At 61.8% G+C, this 15,098-nt stretch carries 15 protein-coding genes and 2 tRNA genes; 4 read left to right on the forward strand and 13 right to left on the reverse strand.

Going from position 1 to position 15,098, the window contains the following annotated elements; all coding sequences use genetic code 11:
• Positions 1-2: 2 nt before the first annotated feature.
• A complete protein-coding gene (locus tag F8197_RS07565; protein ID WP_152881390.1) occupies positions 3-1,763 on the reverse strand; it encodes a glycoside hydrolase family 2 protein in 1,761 nt (586 codons plus the stop codon).
• A 198-nt stretch (positions 1,764-1,961) separates the two neighbouring features.
• Between F8197_RS07565 and F8197_RS07570 the strand changes: the two genes are divergently transcribed.
• Positions 1,962-2,474, forward strand: coding sequence for a hemerythrin domain-containing protein (locus F8197_RS07570; protein WP_152881391.1), 513 nt, complete (start codon positions 1,962-1,964; stop codon positions 2,472-2,474).
• Positions 2,475-2,496: 22 nt separating this feature from the next.
• Here F8197_RS07570 and F8197_RS07575 read toward each other — a convergent pair whose 3' ends face one another.
• From F8197_RS07575 to F8197_RS07590, 4 genes are all read right to left on the reverse strand, one after another.
• Positions 2,497-3,453: a DMT family transporter gene (locus tag F8197_RS07575; RefSeq protein ID WP_152881392.1), complete on the reverse strand. Its 957-nt coding sequence runs from the start codon at positions 3,451-3,453 to the stop codon at positions 2,497-2,499.
• A gap of 59 nt (positions 3,454-3,512) precedes the next feature.
• On the reverse strand, positions 3,513-4,277 hold the full coding sequence (locus F8197_RS07580; RefSeq protein WP_152881393.1) for an AraC family transcriptional regulator: 765 nt from the start codon (positions 4,275-4,277) through the stop codon (positions 3,513-3,515).
• 123 nt (positions 4,278-4,400) lie between these two features.
• Positions 4,401-4,850: a PIN domain-containing protein gene (locus F8197_RS07585; protein WP_152881394.1), complete on the reverse strand. Its 450-nt coding sequence runs from the start codon at positions 4,848-4,850 to the stop codon at positions 4,401-4,403.
• Positions 4,847-5,116 (reverse strand): hypothetical protein, encoded by a 270-nt coding sequence (locus tag F8197_RS07590; protein ID WP_152881395.1) that lies wholly within the window; start codon positions 5,114-5,116, stop codon positions 4,847-4,849. Before F8197_RS07590 ends, F8197_RS07585 begins: the two co-directional genes overlap by 4 nt.
• 145 nt (positions 5,117-5,261) lie before the next feature.
• Between F8197_RS07590 and F8197_RS07595 the strand changes: the two genes are divergently transcribed.
• Complete coding sequence (locus F8197_RS07595) at positions 5,262-5,858, forward strand: YdeI/OmpD-associated family protein (protein ID WP_152881396.1); 597 nt, start codon at positions 5,262-5,264, stop codon at positions 5,856-5,858.
• Between the two features lie 35 nt (positions 5,859-5,893).
• On the opposite strand, the gene F8197_RS07600 is transcribed toward F8197_RS07595, so the two are convergent.
• The 4 genes from F8197_RS07600 to F8197_RS07615 form a co-directional block, all read right to left on the reverse strand.
• A tRNA-Ser gene (locus F8197_RS07600) sits at positions 5,894-5,983 on the reverse strand.
• Between the two features lie 145 nt (positions 5,984-6,128).
• Positions 6,129-6,218 (reverse strand) — tRNA-Ser (locus tag F8197_RS07605).
• 90 nt (positions 6,219-6,308) lie between these two features.
• Positions 6,309-7,601 carry a serine--tRNA ligase gene (gene serS, locus F8197_RS07610; RefSeq protein WP_152881397.1) on the reverse strand — a complete coding sequence of 431 codons (1,293 nt, stop codon included), beginning with the start codon at positions 7,599-7,601 and terminating at the stop codon, positions 6,309-6,311.
• A 103-nt stretch (positions 7,602-7,704) separates the two neighbouring features.
• Positions 7,705-7,911, reverse strand: a complete 207-nt coding sequence (locus F8197_RS07615) for a hypothetical protein (protein WP_152881398.1) — start codon at positions 7,909-7,911, stop codon at positions 7,705-7,707.
• A 269-nt stretch (positions 7,912-8,180) separates the two neighbouring features.
• Between F8197_RS07615 and F8197_RS07620 the strand changes: the two genes are divergently transcribed.
• On the forward strand, positions 8,181-8,594 hold the full coding sequence (locus tag F8197_RS07620; protein ID WP_227012151.1) for a hypothetical protein: 414 nt from the start codon (positions 8,181-8,183) through the stop codon (positions 8,592-8,594).
• Positions 8,595-8,606: 12 nt separating this feature from the next.
• Here the strand turns inward: F8197_RS07620 and F8197_RS07625 are convergent, their stop codons facing one another.
• From F8197_RS07625 to F8197_RS07640, 4 genes are read right to left on the reverse strand one after another with little or no spacing between them, the layout of a single operon-like run.
• Positions 8,607-9,494, reverse strand: coding sequence for an alpha/beta fold hydrolase (locus F8197_RS07625; RefSeq protein ID WP_152881399.1), 888 nt, complete (start codon positions 9,492-9,494; stop codon positions 8,607-8,609).
• A gap of 20 nt (positions 9,495-9,514) precedes the next feature.
• Positions 9,515-10,819, reverse strand: coding sequence for a replication-associated recombination protein A (locus F8197_RS07630; protein ID WP_152881400.1), 1,305 nt, complete (start codon positions 10,817-10,819; stop codon positions 9,515-9,517).
• Between the two features lie 45 nt (positions 10,820-10,864).
• Positions 10,865-11,503 (reverse strand): outer membrane lipoprotein chaperone LolA, encoded by a 639-nt coding sequence (gene lolA, locus F8197_RS07635; RefSeq protein WP_152881401.1) that lies wholly within the window; start codon positions 11,501-11,503, stop codon positions 10,865-10,867.
• 10 nt (positions 11,504-11,513) lie between these two features.
• A complete protein-coding gene (locus F8197_RS07640; protein WP_152881402.1) occupies positions 11,514-13,928 on the reverse strand; it encodes a DNA translocase FtsK in 2,415 nt (804 codons plus the stop codon).
• Between the two features lie 210 nt (positions 13,929-14,138).
• Between F8197_RS07640 and trxB the strand changes: the two genes are divergently transcribed.
• Positions 14,139-15,092 carry a thioredoxin-disulfide reductase gene (gene trxB / locus F8197_RS07645; RefSeq protein ID WP_056138722.1) on the forward strand — a complete coding sequence of 318 codons (954 nt, stop codon included), beginning with the start codon at positions 14,139-14,141 and terminating at the stop codon, positions 15,090-15,092.
• Positions 15,093-15,098 lie beyond the last annotated feature (6 nt).

A 15,098-nucleotide genomic window follows, 5' to 3' on the forward strand; every position in this document is an offset into this window, starting at 1 on the left:
TATCAGTACGGAACGTTGCGGGTAGCGGCGCTGATCTGCTCGAGGGGAATCTTGGGACTGCGGTCGGCATTGAGCAGGCCGTTGGTTTCCTGGAAGGTGTCGGCAAACTGGGTGTAGCAAAAGCCGCTGAACATCGCGGTTTCATTGACCACCCGCAGCAGGTCACGGTACAGCGCGTGAAAGGCCTCGGCCGTGTTGGTGCGCGAATAGCCCCAGGTGTGGTGTTCGGGCGCGCGCGGGTCGTAAGCCACGCCGCCAAATTCGGTCAGCACGATCGGCTGGCCGCGATGGGGAAAACCGTCGAGCGTGAGTATGCGGCCGCCGGGGCGGCGCCGGTCGAACAGGGTGTTGGACTGGTGCTCGGCCTCGTAGCGGGCGCGCAGCTTGTGCGGGTCGCCGTCGTAGTCGTGGATGCCGAGGATGTCGGTGGCCGAGGCTTCCCAGCCGTCGTTGCCGATCACCGGACGGGTGGCGTCGAGCATGCGCGTGAGGTGGTACAGCGCTTCGACCGCGTTGCGGTGCGCCTGCATGGCCGTGAGATTCGGCACGCCCCACGACTCGTTGAACGGCACCCAGACGATTACGCATGGGTGGCTGTAATCGCGTTCGATCGCTTCGGTCCATTCACTCACCAGGCGCGTCATCGCGCGAGGGCTGAACGCGTAGGCTGACGGCATCTCTTCCCATACCAAGAGGCCCAGGCGGTCGGCCCAGTACAGGTAGCGCGGGTCCTCGATTTTCTGGTGCTTGCGCACGCCATTGAAACCCATGGCCTTGGCCAGTTCCACGTCGCGCCGCAGCGCCTGGTCGGACGGCGCCGTCATCAGCGTGTCGGGCCAGTAGCCCTGGTCCAGCACCAGCCGCAACTGGTACGGCCGACCGTTGAGCATCAGGCGGTCGCGGGTGATCGAGACCGAGCGCAGCGCAGTGTACGAGCGCACGGTATCGAGCACGGTGTCGCCGCAGCGCAGCACCACTTCGGCGTCGAACAGCGTGGGGTGTTCGGGACTCCACAGCAATGCGTTGCGCGAGTCGTCGATGCCGGGATCGGGCAGCGCGATCTTGCGCATGGTGTCCTGCCCCATCAACGAATACCGGTCGTCGGCCAGCAGCTTGTCGCCGTGCCACAGCCGTACTTCGACCGATAGGCCGGTGCGCTGGGCGCCGGCCACGGCCACTTCGCAGCCGATCTCGAAACCGTCGAAGATCGGCGTCCAGCGCAGGCGGTCGATATAGGTCTCGCCCACGGTTTCAAGCCACACGGTTTGCCAGATGCCGGTGGTGCGCGGATACCAGATCGAGTGCGGCTGCAACTGCCAGTCTTGCTTGCCGCGCGGCTTGGCCAGGTCGGCCGGATCGTCTTCCACCCGCACCACCAGTACTTGCGGAGCATCGCTCAACAGGGCGTCGGTGATGTCGGCAGTAAATGGCGTGTGACCGCCCTCGTGCTGCGCCACCAGGTGGCCGTTGAGCCATACCCGCGCAGCGTAATCGACCGCGCCGAAGTGCAGCAAGGTACGTCCGCCGGTCGCGATACCGTCGAGCGTGCGGCGGTACCACACGCATGGATGGAAACCCTGGTCGCCGATGCCGCTCGCTGCCGCTTCCGGTGCAAACGGCACCAGGATGCGATGGGTCCAGTCGATGGCATCCTGCGGACCGCGATGCTGGCGCGCATCGTCGAATGCCAGGTCCCACTCGCCGTTGAGCGACGTCCAGCCATCGCGTACCAGCTGGGGCCGCGGATATTCAAACTGGAGCATGGGATTCTTTCGCTGACAGCGCAGTGGATGAGAAAAAACATTACAAAAATAGTAGCAATTCTTATATGTTTTTTTCTACTGCTTCCACCCGCAAGCGAGTAGGACACTACCTACGGTGCCTACCGTCCCACCGCACGGAGTGACCGCCGGTCCCCTGCCATGCTGGCAGTTCAGCAACCCAACCCACAAGGAGTAGCCATGAGTTCCATAGCCAAACCACGCGATGCCGTCGCCCTGCTCAAGCAGGACCATGACGAAGTCAAAGCGATGTTCAAGCAATACGAAGAACTGGGTGACCGCGCGTTTGCGACCAAACAGAAGCTGGCCGAAAAAATCTGCCTGGAATTGACCAAGCACGCGATTGCGGAAGAAGAAATTTTCTATCCGGCCGTGCGCGCCGACGTCAAGGAAGGCGACGACCTGGTCGATGAGGCGACGGTCGAACATGCCTCCGCCAAAGACCTGATCGCGCAAATCCACGCCATGGATCCGCACGACGACCTGTACGACGCGAAAGTGAAAGTGCTGGGCGAATACATCGACCACCACGTCAAGGAAGAAGAAGAGGAAATGTTCCCGCAGGCTAAAAAGGCCGGCATCGACCTGGTCGCGCTCGGCGAGCAGATCCAGGCGCGCAAGGACGAGATCGAAGAGATTCCTCCGCCGATGATCCCGCCAGGCGCCATGGAAGGCCGGCGCCCTTCGCTGTAAGGGCAGCGCATACCGCGACAGGTCAGGCAGGCTGCTGTTTGCCTGGCATGTCGGACAATCCACGCTGCGGCCGGTGCGCCTGCGCGCACAGCGCCACGCCACCGAGCAGCAACAGCAGCGCTGCGCCCTCCGCGACCGTGGGCCAGCGCTGCTCCCACATAAATCCGTACAACACGGCAAACACCGTCTCAAATACGATCAACTGGCCGGTCATGGTGAGCGGCAGCGTACGGCTGGCAACATTCCACAGGCCGTTACCGATCACCGAGCACAATACCGCCACCCCGGTGACAATGCCGATGAATACCAGCCAGCCCGAGGTGCCATGGTCGGCGTTTGGCGCGGCCAGCAGAAAGGCCGGCACTGCCAGCACCAGCGCCAGCGCGCCCGTCACCAGCCCGGTCAGCAAGCTCCACTCATGCGCCGATACCTGCTGCAAGCGGCCCAGCCAGCGGCTGTTGGCAACCACGTAGGCCGTCCACGACAGCAAGGCGCCCAGCGCGCACAGCAGCCCCAACGTCGATTGATGACCAGGCGCGGCCAGCGATTGCCAGCTAATGCACAGCAACCCCGCCATGCTCAGCGCCAGCGATGGCAGCAGGCGTTTGAGCGGCACCGCGTGGCGGTCGCGCGCGCCCACCAGCGTTACGATCACCGGCAACAGCCCGATCACCAACGACGTCATCGCCACCCCGCCGGCCTGAACGGCCTTGGCCAGCAACACGTAATAGACCAGGTTGCCGGTGAGCGCCAGCCACACCAGGCCGCGCCATTCACGCCAGGTCAGACGCCCGCGCAGGCGGCGCCAGCCCGGCCCGATCAGCAGCGCCGCCACCAGCCCGTAAGCCAGGTAGCGGCCGGCCGACAATTGCAGCGGCGTGAAACTGGGCGTGAGTTCGGGCGCCAGGAACACCAGCCCCCACAGTGCGCAGGCGAGCACGCCGGCGGCGATGCCCAGTCGATGATTGTTCAATAGCATGGAGATCCTTCCGAAAGAAGTGATTCTCCCTGCTGGCGCGATGAAATTCTTGGCGCTGGCTACTGCTTTGTTGACGCCAGCTCCTGCTTGCTGCGGCGATAGGCGGCGGGGGTGGTATCGAGGTGAGTGCGCATGGCGCGGGTGAGCGCGCTCTGCTCGGAAAAGCCGCAAGCGAGCGCCACCTCGGCGAGCGGCCGGTTGCCCTCCGCCAGTTGCGCGCAGGCCAGATCCAGACGCTGGTGCAGCAGCCACAGGTGCGGACTGGTATCGAGTTCTTCGCGAAACAGCGCATGCAGGCGGCTCGTGCTCAGGCGCGCAAACCTGGCCATCGACTCGGTGCTCCACGCGGCACCGGGATCGGCCGCCACCTGCGCCAGCAATGCGGACAGGCGCGAGCGCGCTTGCGGCACGCCGAGCGCCAGCGTATCGAGCAACAACGGCGTCCAGCCGCGCAACATGCCAGGCTGCACGGTCTGCTGCTCGGCCATCAGGTGCATGAACTCGATCAGCTTGCGCGCAGCCGGGCCGATGGCAGCAAACGGCCGCTCCAGCAGCAACTGGCGGTTCGGCTGTTCGAGCTCGGCCTGGTCGAAATCGAGGATGATGGAGCGGTTATCCACGTCGCTGCGCTGGGCATGCCAGGCACCGGCCACCACCACCGCGCCATGCAACGGATCGAGCCGGGCCTGGCGACCCAGCACCTCGACCTCCACCACCCCGGCAACCGGCAGCACCAGCTGCGCAAACTCGTGGCGATCAGTCCCCCAGCGCTCACCGTAGCTGCGCAGATCGATATCGACAAAGGGAGGGACAAGCGCAGACATGGCGGACGGACGGAATGTGTAACGCCCGAGTCTAGCATGGCGGGGCGTTCGTCGCAGCGGGCAACGGTGTAGTGAGCAATCCAATATCAACAGGGCCAATAAGCGGCAGCCACTACCGAGTCATCACGACTGTAATGTGTAAGGGACGATGACCCCAATATTTTTATAACCCGAGGGCAGCTGTGCCAACGATGCGAAGTCCTTGGGGTCGCGCGTAACAATGTCCCAGCCATTGAGTAGCGCAGTCGCGTGAATAACGGAGTCTGGCAACCTCGAACGAGTCTGCTTTCTCACCTCGATCGCAAGCTCGGCGGTCGGATCATCAATTGGCAGTATGACGAAAGTATTGCTGATCCAGAGACGGGTGACTTTTTCAGCGCTGAGAAGCGCATCATCATAATTGTCCGGAGTAGCCATGCGCACCAATGCGGAATACTTGCATCCGACCATCACCTCCATATACGCAATTTTGCTGATCGCCGGATAAGCGCAAGCATCGATTACTGAGAGCGCGTCGAGATTGCCGCCCAAGTAGTCGATCAAAATATTGCTATCGAAGATAGCGTGGTTCATTCGTTACGCAACGCGTTCTGGTACGCAACGCCATCAACATTAGCGCCCTTCCAGGCACCGAACACACTATGGTCGCGTTGAGGATGTTTTAACGCGGCAAAGATCGCATCACGCCGGGTATCGTAAGCGACATCCACCAAATACTTTTCCACTGCCTCGCGTACCAGATTTTGCGGCGGTTCGTTGCGACTGCGGGCCAGGGCAATCAGCTGTGAATTTTGCGGCTCGTTTAATTCGTAGCCTTCGTAAGATGCGATCTCTTCCATGGAAAACCTCCAGGTCCGATTATTCACTCAAGTGTACACCCGCAGCTACAAACGCCACGTGGGCCACGTCTGAGAAGACTACTGCCGAGTAGTCTTTTCGCGTCATGTTATCGTCATGGAATTCCCCTTCATTGCGGAGCTGCCCATGCCTGTCGTCGACCCACGCATCGATGCCTATATCGCCAACTCGGCCGGGTTTGCCCAGCCCATTCTGCAACATCTGCGCGCAGTGGTGCACCAGGCTTGTCCCGAGGTGGAGGAAGCGATCAAGTGGAGCATGCCGTTTTTCCTGTACCGGGGCATGTTATGCAATATGGCGTCGTTCAAGGCGCACTGCGCCTTCGGTTTCTGGAAGGGCGAGCTGCTGCTGGCGCACACCGACAACAAGGGACGCGAGGCGATGGGCCAGTTCGGCCGCATCACTGCCGTTGCCGACTTGCCACCGGCAGACGTATTGGAAGGTTATATCAAGCAGGCGATGGCACTCAACGCCGATGGCGCCAAGGCGCAGACCAGGCCCAAGGTGGCGCGAACGACCGAACTGCCGGCCGACCTGCTGGCGGCACTGGCCGACGACGGCGCCGCAGCGGCGCACTTCGAGGCCTTTCCGCCCAGTGCCCGGCGCGAGTATGGCGATTGGCTCATCGATGCCAAGACTGAAGCGACCCGGCTGCGCCGGCTGGCCCAGGCCATCGAGTGGATCGCCGAAGGCAAACCGCGCAACTGGAAATACAAGAAATAAAAAAAAACCCGCCGAAGCGGGTTTTTTCACATCCTTGGCGGAGAGGGTGGGATTCGAACCCACGGATAGGTTGCCCCATCGCTTGATTTCGAGTCAAGTACATTCGACCACTCTGCCACCTCTCCTTTCCGCTGTTGCCAGCGGAGGCAGGATCATAGCAGGCCGCCGTCAAAAACGGAAGGGCCAACCATGCCTGTTGTGCAAACTGTTTAGCTAGATTTTTTGCCGCAGAAAAGAAAAAACCCGCCGAAGCGGGTTCTCTCACATCTTTGGCGGAGAGGGTGGGATTCGAACCCACGGATGGGTTGCCCCATCGCTTGATTTCGAGTCAAGTACATTCGACCACTCTGCCACCTCTCCTTTCTTGCAGCTGGCACTAACGTGTTGCTGCGAGAAGGCAAGATTATAGCAGGCCTTCCGGAAAATGGAAGGCCTTTTTTCAGCCCGCGATCAGGCGGCTTTCAGATGGGTCAGGCCGCCCATGTACGGACGCAACACTGCTGGAATCTCGACGCTGCCATCGGCTTGCTGGTAGTTCTCGAGCACGGCCACCAGCGTACGGCCCACGGCCAGGCCGGAACCGTTAAGGGTGTGCACCATTTCCGGCTTGCCTTGCGGATTGCGGAAACGCGCTTGCATGCGACGCGCCTGGAACGCTTCGCAGTTCGACAGCGACGAAATTTCGCGATAGGTGTTCTGCGCCGGCAGCCACACTTCCAGATCGAACGTCTTGGTGGCGCCAAAGCCCATGTCGCCGGTACACAGCGACATCACGCGGTACGGCAAGCCCAAGCGTTGCAGGATGGTTTCGGCATGGCCGACCATTTCGTCCAGCACCGCGTACGACGTGTCGGGATGGACCACCTGCACCATCTCGACTTTGTCGAACTGGTGCTGGCGGATCATGCCGCGCGTGTCGCGGCCGTAGCTGCCCGCTTCCGAGCGGAAGCACGGCGTGTGGGCAGTCATCTTCATCGGCAGCGCGTCGGCGGCCAGGATTTCGTCGCGGGCCAGGTTGGTCAGCGTGACTTCCGAGGTCGGGATCAGGTAGAAGCTCTCGCCCTCGCCTTCCACGCCGCCTTTTTTCACCGAGAACAGATCGGCTTCGAACTTGGGCAACTGGCCGGTACCGCGCAGCGAATCGGCGTTGACCATGTACGGCGTGTAGCACTCGGTGTAGCCGTGCTCGTCGGTGTGGGTGTTGAGCATGAACTGCGCCAGCGCGCGGTGCAGGCGCGCAATGCCGCCCTTCATGACCGAGAAGCGCGAACCGGTGAGCTTGGTGGCGACGTCGAAATCGAGGCCCAGCGGTGCGCCCACATCGACGTGGTCTTTCACTGCAAATTCAAACGTGCGCGGCGTACCGACCTTGCGCACTTCGACGTTGCCCGACTCGTCGGTGCCCTGTGGTACGGACTCGTGCGGCAGATTCGGGATCGCCTGCATGAAGTCGCTGATCTTGGCCTGTACCGCCGACAGCGCGATTTCGTTGGCCTTGAGTTCGTCACCAAGGCCGGACACTTCGGCCATCAGCGCGGTGGTATCTTCGCCCTTGCCCTTCATCATGCCGATCAGCTTGGACTGCGAATTGCGCTTGCCCTGCAGTTCCTCGGTGCGCGTCTGGATCGCTTTGCGTTCCGACTCGAGCGCGTTGAACGCGTCCACATCGAGCTGGTACTTGCGGGTGGCCAGTCGTGCGGCGACGTTGGCGATGTCTTTACGGAGGAGTTGGATATCAATCATGGGAGCGCAGTGCCGTTGTATCGAAAACGTCAATTGTACCAAGAGGAAGTCCGTTCCCAGCGAGTTTTACACAGCCCGGCGGCTGCCCCGATCAGGGTGGCGATTACAATGAGGCTTTTTCAGCGGCGCTCAAGCGTTTGGCTGCCACAACCACGACTTGCATCTTGGCGTGGTGAATCACCGTTTGGGTCACCGGGGCGCTGAGCGCCAGGCGGGTGGCGTCGGCATCGGCGGCGCTGGCGAAGCTGGTGGCGCCGGCGATCACAGCGGCGGCGAGGAAGATGCTTTCCATGTGTTTGGTGATGTTCATGATGCGCTCCTTTGGTTGGGTGGTCTACAAGTTGTCCTGCGATGGATGTACTGTAGCTAAAGGGCGTATGGCTTGCGCGGTGGATGCGATGAAGCGCTGTAAATGGCGGATGGAATGCAAAAAGACGGCGCCGATGCAGCCAGACTCAGCGCTTGAATGGGGACTTGTGGGAGACTTGCTTGCAGGATTTCAACTACGCAACTAATCGTGCGCCATGTCGGCATTGAAATGTGTACGATGAGTCAACAACAAGCCTATCGGAGAATAACTTGAAAACACAATTCCTGAAAATGGGCGCCATGGGCGCATTGATGGCACTGGCTGCCGGTTGCTCGACCATGAGCGGCCCACCGGAAAACGAAGCGCCGCCACCGGCCAACCCTGCGTTTGCTGGCATGATGGCCAAGTTCAACGCCCAGTTCCCCAGCGACAAGGCGACCAAGTACGAAGAAGTTTCGCTGAACTACAACAATACCCACAAGCTCGATGATCGCGGCAACTGCCACGACATGTCCAAGTACCCGGTCACCATCATCCTGACCCTGGACAGCGCCGGCAAAGTCGTCAGCAGCACCACCGACGTGGACAACAAGAAAGCCGACTGCTTCCGCAAGGCCTACGCCGACGTGCAACTGCCGGCACCGCCGTTCGCTCCCTACATCAAGCCGATCCGCCTGCGCTGATCAGTTGTATTGTCAGGCTGCCGCATCATCACCGGCGGCGGCCTGCTCCTCTGTAACAACGACTTCCCCATCCCCTTCTTCCTTCGGCGCCGCCTCGGCCACGCCATCTAGCCAGTCCAGCACGACCTGGTTGAACCGCTCCGGCTCGCTCACCATGGGCCAGTGCCCGGTATTGAACGCCACCACCTTGCACCCTTTTCGCGCCGCCAGCATCTCCGTCCACGGCCCCGAATGGAACATGAACGGCTTGCGGATGCCATAGATGAACAGCATCGGCACGCGCGGCTTGAACGGCACCAGCGCCCGGTACGAACCGATATTGCCGGCCGTGAGGATGTAATACGGATAATTCATGCCCGAGTAAATATGCTCGCGCGGCGACGGCACTTTCAGGATGCCTGCCATGGTGCGGGTGATCAGGTTGCCGATCCCGCCGCCGATGGCCCAGCCGAGCGCCAGCACATTCTGATAGCCGTTGAGCATCATGCGCTGCCCCAGCGAGCGCGAGCGCAGCGTGGTCTCGGAATTGGCGTCGCCGATATCGACGCCGACGATGCGCGACACCGCAGCCCGGTGACGCATGTAAAACTCGTAGCCGAACACGCATCCCCAGTCATGCGTCATCAGGATCACCGGCTGCTTGCGGTTGACGCTGTTGACGATGTGCAGCAGGATGCGCATGGTTGCGTCCAGCGTGTACGACCGGCGCTGCTTGCTGTTGTCAAAACCGGGCAAGGTAAAGCGCACGCAGCGGTAGCGATGCTTGAGCTCGGCCACTTGAGGCTCCCAGAGCCGATACGTATCGGGCCAGCCGTGGATCATCACGATGGTCTCGGCGTGCTCGTCTTCTTCGGGACCATCGATGTAGATGTCGATGCCATCGACCACGAGCTGTTGCATGGGGTTCCTCTAGACAGGGATCAGGTTTTGCCGGCGTCGGCATCGAGCTGGCGCAAGAATGCCAGCTTATCCGCAATTTTGCTCTCCAACCCACGCGGCACCGGCTGGTACCAGCCCGGTTCGCGCATATCGTCAGGGAAATAGGTTTCACCGGCGGCGTAGGCGTTCGGTTCGTCGTGGGCGTAACGGTATTCGTGGCCGTAGCCGAGTTCTTTCATCAGCTTGGTGGGGGCGTTGCGCAGGTGGACCGGTACTTCGCGGCTCTTGTCGGTTTTGACGAACGCCCGGGCCTGGTTGTAGGCGTTGTAGCCGGCGTTGCTTTTGGCGGCAATCGCCAGGTAGATCACTGCCTGGCCCAGCGCCAGTTCGCCTTCGGGCGACCCCAGCCGTTCGAACGTGGTGGCGGCGTCGTTGGCGATCTGCATCGCGCGCGGATCGGCCAGGCCGATGTCTTCCCAGGCCATGCGCACGATGCGGCGCGACAGGTAGCGCGCGTCCGCGCCGCCATCGAGCATGCGGGTGAGCCAGTACAGCGCGGCGTCCGGGTTGGAGCCGCGCACCGATTTATGCAGCGCTGAAATCTGGTCGTAGAAATTGTCGCCGCCCTTGTCGAAACGGCGCGCGTTGAGCGTGAGCGCGTTTTCGATAAAGGCCGGCGTGATCTTGTTGGTCTTGGCGGCGTTGGCGGCGGTGCTGGTCTGTTCCAGCAGGTTGAGCAGGCGGCGGCCGTCGCCGTCGGCGTAGCCGATCAGCGTGTCGAGCGCAGCATCGTCAAACTCCAGGTGCGACAACACCCGGGCCCGGGCCTTGTCCACCATCTCGCGCAACTCTGTTTCGTCGAACGACTTGAGCACATAGACTTGCGCACGCGACAGCAACGCCGAGTTCACTTCGAACGACGGGTTTTCGGTGGTGGCGCCGATCAGCGTGACCAGCCCCGATTCCGCGTATGGCAGCAACGCATCCTGCTGCGACTTGTTGAAGCGATGGATCTCGTCCACGAACAAGATCGTGTGCTTGCCCAGCACCAGGTTCTGCTGGGCCTGCTCCATGGCGGCGCGGATATCCTTGACGCCCGAGAACACGGCCGACAAGGCGATGAATTCGCAATCGAAGGCATTGGCGGTCAGGCGCGCCAGCGTGGTCTTGCCCACGCCGGGCGGGCCCCATAAAATCATCGAATGGGGCTGGCCCGATTCGAATGCCAGGCGCAGCGGTTTGCCCGGCCCCAGCAGGTGGCGCTGGCCGATGACCTCATCGAGCGTTTTGGGACGCAGGGCTTCGGCCAGGGGTTGGCGGGGTTCGTTGGTGAAGAGGTCTGCCATGGTGTTGAGATGTGCGACGCTGAACGACTGGCAGCGCCCTGCTACCTAGTTGTTGAACACGTCCGCGCCCTTGGGCATCACGAACTTGAAGCTGGTGGCCGTCAAGGCCGGATTCTTTTCGATTTTCGACAGCGCCAGCACCGAGGTCTGGCCGAACGAATCTTTCAGTTCCATCGCCTCCGGCAAGCCATTGCGCAGGCCGATGGTGATTTGTTCGAAGCTCGAATCCTTGGCTTTCGGTACGGCTTTGAGCCACTCGAGGCCGTCACGGGTACCCGCTTCCGACAAGGTAAAACTCTTTTCCAGGTCATTGCTGCCGAACAGGATGGCGGCCGGCGACGAGCCGAGCGCATCGCCGAGTTTCTTGGTGGTGACCTGGTTCAAGTCCTTGTCGAAGATGTAGAGCTGATCGCCATCGGCCTGCAGCACCTGTTCGTACGGCTTGGTGTAAGTCCAGATGAACTTACCGGGGCGGGCGAACAGGAATGTGCCGCTCGACGGTGGCGTGGGCTTGGCCTTGGCGCTGCCCTCGCTCTTGACCTGGCGCTGGGTGAATTCGCCCTTGGCGGCCTTGGTGGACGCCACGAACGATTTGAACTGTTCCAGCGCGCTGGCGTGGACCGAGCCGGCAAACAGTGCGCCAGCCATAGCCAGCAAGACAGCCGACTTTTTCAATTGCATCATATTGCTTTCCTTATTCTGCGCTGGCAGCGGGCACCAGGATGTCGCGGTTGCCGTTCGATTGCATGGCCGAAACCACGCCGCTATTTTCCATTTGTTCCAGCAGGCGCGCCGCGCGGTTGTAGCCGATGCGCAGGTGACGCTGCACCAGCGAAATCGACGCCCGGCGATTTTTCAGCACCACTTGCACCGCCTGGTCGTACATCGGATCGGCTTCGCCACCGGGCTCGCCAGCCGCACCGCCTTCGGCACCGCCCTCGCCTTCCAGCGTGCCGCCCTCGAGGATGCCCTCGATGTAGTTCGGCTCGCCAGTGGTCTTCAGGTGCGCCACCACGCGGTGCACCTCTTCATCCGACACGAAGGCGCCGTGCACGCGCACCGGCAGGCCGGTACCGGGCGGCATGTACAGCATGTCGCCCATGCCAAGCAGGGTCTCCGCGCCCATCTGGTCGAGAATGGTGCGCGAGTCGATCTTGGACGAAACCTGGAACGCGATCCGTGTCGGGATATTGGCCTTGATCAGGCCGGTAATCACATCCACAGATGGGCGCTGGGTGGCCAAAATCAAGTGCAGGCCGGCCGCGCGTGCTTTTTGCGCGATCCGGGCAATCAGCTCTTCCACCTTCTTGCCGACGACCATCATCAGGTCGGCCAGCTCGTCGATGATGATGACGATGGTCGGCAGTTTTTCCAGCGGCTCCGGCGAATCGGGCGTGAGGCTGAACGGGTTCGGGATGTGTTCCTCGCGCTTGGTCGCCTCGGCAATCTTGGCGTTGTAGCCAGCCAGGTTACGCACGCCCAGCTTGGACATCAGCTTGTAGCGGCGTTCCATCTCGTTCACCGCCCAGTTGAGGGCGTGGCCGGCCTGGCGCATGTCGGTGACCACGGGCGCGAGCAAGTGCGGAATGCCTTCGTACACCGACATTTCCAGCATCTTCGGATCGATCAGGATCATGCGCACGTCAGCCGGATCGGACTTGTACAGCAGCGACAAAATCGTCGCATTGATACCGACCGATTTACCGGAGCCGGTGGTACCGGCAACGAGCAAGTGCGGCATCTTGGCCAGGTCGGCCACCACGGCCTTGCCGGCGATATCCTTGCCCAGCGCCACGGTGAGCGGCGACGGGTTGTCGTTATAGACCTTGGAACCGACGATCTCGGACAGGCGCACGATCTGGCGCTTGGCGTTGGGTAGTTCCAGCGCCATGAAGTTTTTACCGGGAATGGTTTCCACCACGCGGATCGAGGTCAGCGACAGCGAGCGCGCCAGGTCGCGCGCCAGGCCAACGATCTGGCTGCCCTTGACGCCGGTGGCCGGTTCGATTTCGTAGCGGGTGACGACAGGGCCCGGATAGGCGGCCACGACCTTGGCCTCGACGCCGAAGTCCGACAGCTTTTTCTCGATCAGGCGGCTGGTGAACTCCAGCGTTTCGACCGCCACGGTTTCCTGCACCTCGGGCGCCTCGTCCAGCAGCGACAAGGTAGGCAGTTGCGGATTGCCGTTCAAATCCTGGAACAGGCTGGCCTGGCGCTCCTTTTCCACGCGCTCGGACTTGACCACGGTAACCACTTGCGGCTCGATCTTGACGATCGGTGCGGCAACCGGATGTTTTTCCACGTGCTTGGCGCGCTCGATCACCACGGTTTCTTCGCGCTTGACGGCAGCGACTTCACCCTGGCGGCGGTCTTCGCGGTACTGGTAGCGCTGGATGAACCAGACGATGCCCGATTCGATGGTGAAGCCGATGCGCTCGGCCAGCGCCAGCCACGAGACCTGGAAGAACAGCGAAAAACCGAGGCCGAACAACAACAGCAGTAGCAAGGTGGCGCCGGTAAAGCCGAACGCCACGTGGGCCGAATGGCCGATCAGTTCACCGAGCACGCCGCCCGAAACGCGCGGCAACTCCGCGTGGCGCGTGAGCGAACCGAGGCGCAGGTATTCAAGGCCCACGCTGCCGACGAACAGCAGCACGAAGCCGATGCCGCGTATCAGCGGCTCTTGCGCATGCTCGGGCTCGGCCGGCTTGGTCATGACAAATTTTTGCGTAAGGCTGCGGTAGCCTTGCCACACGTAGCGCAGCACGCAAAACGCCCACCACCAGGCCGAGATGCCGAAAATGTACAGCAGCAAATCGGACAGCCAGGCGCCGGCGCGGCCGCCAAGGTTGGTTACCTTGGGCACCAGCGTTTCGTGCGACCAGCCGGGGTCGAGCTTGTTGTAGCTGGCCAGGATAAGGACAAAATAAAGGCCGAGCACGGCCAGCGCCAGCCAGCGCGCTTCGGACAGCAGCTTGACCAGGCGATTGGGCAGCGGCTGGCGCTCGGTGGGCGTGCGTTTGTAGCCGTTGGCGGACGCTGCGGACGAGGTCGTTCCGGCGCCTGCGCCAGACTTGGAAGAGCGTTCCTGAACTTTTTTACTGCTCATAGGTATTAAGGTGTTGCAACGTTATCGCACAGGAAAGATTCAGAGACAGCTATTCTAAGGCATACAGGCCACATCCGCCCCACGATTCATCCTGATCTTCTGCTTGCACTATAATCTTGTATTGCCTGCGTGAATGCAAGAGGCATTGCCCTTGCCTCCACCGCAGATGCCCCCAACTCCGATGTACTCCAATCTACAAAGAAGCCCGCCATGACCACTACCAAACACGCCCGCGTTCTGATCCTCGGTTCGGGCCCTGCCGGCTACAGCGCCGCCGTCTATGCCGCCCGCGCCAACCTGAACCCGATGCTGGTTACCGGCGTGGAACAAGGCGGCCAGTTGATGACCACCACCGACGTCGAAAACTGGCCTGGCGACCCGATGGGCGTGCAAGGCCCGGACCTGATGCAGCGCCTGCTGCAACACGCCGAGCGTTTCAAGACCGAAATCGTGTTCGATCACATCCACACGACCTTCCTGTCGGAAAAACCGATCCGCCTGCTGGGCGACAGCCATGAATACACGTGCGACACCCTGATCATTGCCACCGGCGCGTCGGCCCAGTATCTGGGCCTGCCGACCGAGCAGGAATTCATGGGCCGTGGCGTCTCCGCTTGCGCCACCTGCGACGGCTTCTTCTACCGCAACCAGGAAGTGGCCGTGATCGGCGGCGGCAACACTGCGGTCGAGGAAGCGCTGTACCTGTCGAACATCGCCAACAAGGTCACGCTGATCCACCGCCGCGACAAGTTCCGCGCCGAAGCGATCCTGATCGATCGCCTGCACGCCAAGGTTGCCGAAGGCAAGATCGAGATCAAGTACAACCACACCTTGCAGGAAGTGCTCGGCAACGAAGGCGGCGTCACTGGTCTCAAGCTCCAGTCGACCGAAGACGGTGCCGTCTCCGAAATCACCGTGCACGGCCTGTTCGTGGCGATCGGCCACAAGCCGAACACCGGCATCTTCGAAGGCCAGCTGGAAATGCACAACGGCTACATCAAGACGCGTTCGGGCACCGAAGGCATGGCGACTGCCACCACCGCCCCGGGCGTGTTTGCCGCCGGCGACGTACAGGACCATATCTACCGCCAGGCGATCACGAGCGCCGGCACCGGTTGCATGGCCGCACTGGACGCCCAGCGTTACCTCGAAGCGCAGGAGTAAGCCGCG

This window comes from Duganella sp. FT27W, from assembly GCF_009295655.1.
Classification (GTDB): domain Bacteria; phylum Pseudomonadota; class Gammaproteobacteria; order Burkholderiales; family Burkholderiaceae_D; genus Rugamonas; species Rugamonas zoogloeoides.